Here is a 2323-nt window from a genome sequence, read left to right on the forward strand (position 1 = left end):
GGCTTGCGCGCTCGTCACGACGTCGTCTGCGGTGACCGGCAGACCGAGCGAGGTGAGGTGCTCAGCGACCTCGCCGGGCAGACGAGAGGCGTTGTTCGTCGCGTAGACGACCCGCAGTCCGTGGGCAGCCAAGCGCCGCAACGCAGCTGGGGCACCAGGCACCGCCCCCGCTCCCCGGTAGACGACGCCGTCGAGGTCACAGACGATCCCCTCGTAGGAGTTCCGTATGGGTCCCTCCGACCCCCGTCTGAAGGGGGCCCAGTCCAATCTGTCGCGCTCCGAGGCGTGGTTGTCGTCGTCCATGCGGTGTCCGGCCAGCTCAGCCTTCTGCGGACTCGGGATCGATCTCGTCCTCATCAGGCGACAAGTCCATGACCTCGGCGCCATCGAGCTCGTCGAGCCGCTCGGCCGCATCTGTCGTCAGCTCGTGGTCGGCGTCGGCGGCTCGGGCAAACCACTCCCGCGCCTCGCTCGGTTCGCCCGCCGCCAGCTTGGCGTCGGCATAGGCGTAGTAGAGCCGCGCAGCCGACGGACGATTCGGGCTGAGGCGCCGAACCAGATCCGAGAGTCCTGCGGCTGCGGCCTCGATCTGACCCAGGTCGCGTCGGATCCCCGAGACGACGATGGCCAGCTCGACGCGATCGTCGATGGCGAGGTTCGCGACCTCCTCGCTCTGTGCCAGCTCGAGAGCCTTGGCGTGCCGACCCAGGGCCCGCTCGCAGTCGACCATGAGGGGCAGCAGGTGGTGCGAGCCGGACAGGCGCCGCACCGTCCGAAACTCGCTGAGCGCACGGGCCCAGTCACCCATGCGGTAGGCCACCAGGCCCAGGGCCTCCCTCGCGGCCGGAACCCGGCCGGCCCGACGCACCGCCGTCTCGGCATGCGCAAGTGCCGCCTCCGGGTCCACGTCGAGCAGCTCGGCGACCATGACGAGGTGCTGCGCGACGCCCTCGGCGTTCTCCTTGGAGAGCGTCCTGAGCTGGTTCTTGACGCCGCGGTCGACCTCGTGCCCCGTGACACCCTCCCGGATCGCCGGCTCCGGCTTGCGCGGAGACTTCGGCGTCAGTCTCGGGCCGCCACGGCGCTCCTCAGGCCCGGACCGCCGGCCGCGAGCCTGCCCCGAGTCCCGGTTCTGCTCGCCCCGTCCACCATGAGGTGCACGGGGCGCCGAACCCGATGCTCGGCCCCTGGACCGGTCGCCGCGTCCCTCGCCTCGTGACCCATCCGGGCGGTCATCGCGGCGGCCATCCCGACGGCCATCCCGGCGGTCATCCCGGCGGGGTCGGTCACGCCGCTCGTCGCCTTGACGGAAGCCCCTCCCGTCATCGGCTCCCCCGTCGCGCCTGCGCTCCCCCCTCCGGTCGTCACGCCGGTCAACCCCCGAGGGTCGTTGACCGGTCTTGTACGGGCGCTTGCCAGCTCGCGCGGAGCCGGAGCCATGAGGCGTCTTTCCTCCCGCCGAGGCCGCACCTTGGGTAGGCCCGGGCCCCTTGGCACGACGGGGACGGTCGTCGTCACGACGCGGGCGGGACTCGTCTCGCCTCGCGCCGTCGCCTCGACGGTCGTCGTTCCTGTCCCGGTCGTCGCTCATGACGTCATCCTTCTCCCTCGGACCGCATTCGCGCCAGACGAGCTGGGTCCAGTAAACAAATAAAGGCGCCCCGGACGAAATCAATGAAGTCTCGTCCAGGGCGCCTTGTGAAAGTGTGTCCGGCTGCGTCCTACTCTCCCACACCGTCACCAGTGCAGTACCATCGGCGCTGAAGGGCTTAGCTTCCGGGTTCGGAATGGGGCCGGGCGTTTCCCCTTCGCTATGGCAGCCGTAACTCTGTGGAGATATCAAGAACGGTGGGTGGGTCGTTCTCCGTTTGTATCTCGGGAACTGCACAGTGGACGCGTAGCATCTTTGTTGGTCAAGTTGTCGGCTTATTAGTACCGGTCAGCTCCACACATTGCTGTGCTTCCACGTCCGGCCTATCAACCCAGTCGTCTGGCTGGGAGCCTCTCGCCCTCGCGGGCGGGGAAACCTCATCTTGAAACGTGCTTCCCGCTTAGATGCTTTCAGCGGTTATCACTTCCGAACGTAGCCAATCAGCGGTGCTCCTGGCGGAACAACTGACACACCAGAGGTTCGTCCATCCCGGTCCTCTCGTACTAGGGACAGCCTTTCTCAAGTTTCCTGCGCGCACAGCGGATAGGGACCGAACTGTCTCACGACGTTCTAAACCCAGCTCGCGTACCGCTTTAATGGGCGAACAGCCCAACCCTTGGGACCTACTCCAGCCCCAGGATGCGACGAGCCGACATCGAGGTGCCAAACCAT

Annotated in this window: 2 protein-coding genes, 2 rRNA genes and 1 pseudogene; all 5 read right to left on the reverse strand. The window is 67.4% G+C overall.

Annotated elements, in window-relative coordinates; genetic code table 11:
• A pseudogene (locus tag VIR15_RS02350) lies at positions 1 to 357 on the reverse strand (hypothetical protein); the annotation flags it as partial.
• On the reverse strand, positions 320 to 928 hold the full coding sequence (locus tag VIR15_RS02355; RefSeq protein WP_331925865.1) for a tetratricopeptide repeat protein: 609 nt from the start codon (positions 926 to 928) through the stop codon (positions 320 to 322). The gene VIR15_RS02355 and the pseudogene VIR15_RS02350, both read right to left, overlap by 38 nt.
• Before the next feature lie 134 nt (positions 929 to 1062).
• On the reverse strand, positions 1063 to 1368 hold the full coding sequence (locus tag VIR15_RS02360; RefSeq protein ID WP_331925866.1) for a hypothetical protein: 306 nt from the start codon (positions 1366 to 1368) through the stop codon (positions 1063 to 1065).
• A 340-nt stretch (positions 1369 to 1708) separates the two neighbouring features.
• A 5S ribosomal RNA gene (gene rrf, locus VIR15_RS02365) occupies positions 1709 to 1825 on the reverse strand.
• A gap of 84 nt (positions 1826 to 1909) precedes the next feature.
• Positions 1910 to 2323 (reverse strand): 23S ribosomal RNA (locus tag VIR15_RS02370); the annotation flags it as partial.

This window comes from Intrasporangium sp., assembly GCF_036566125.1.
Lineage (GTDB): Bacteria > Actinomycetota > Actinomycetes > Actinomycetales > Dermatophilaceae > Intrasporangium.

Bases quoted from the DNA above. Each gene is read 5' to 3' on its own strand.
- VIR15_RS02355 (WP_331925865.1), bottom strand. From the start codon at position 928: ATGGTCGCCGAGCTGCTCGACGTGGACCCGGAGGCGGCACTTGCGCAT.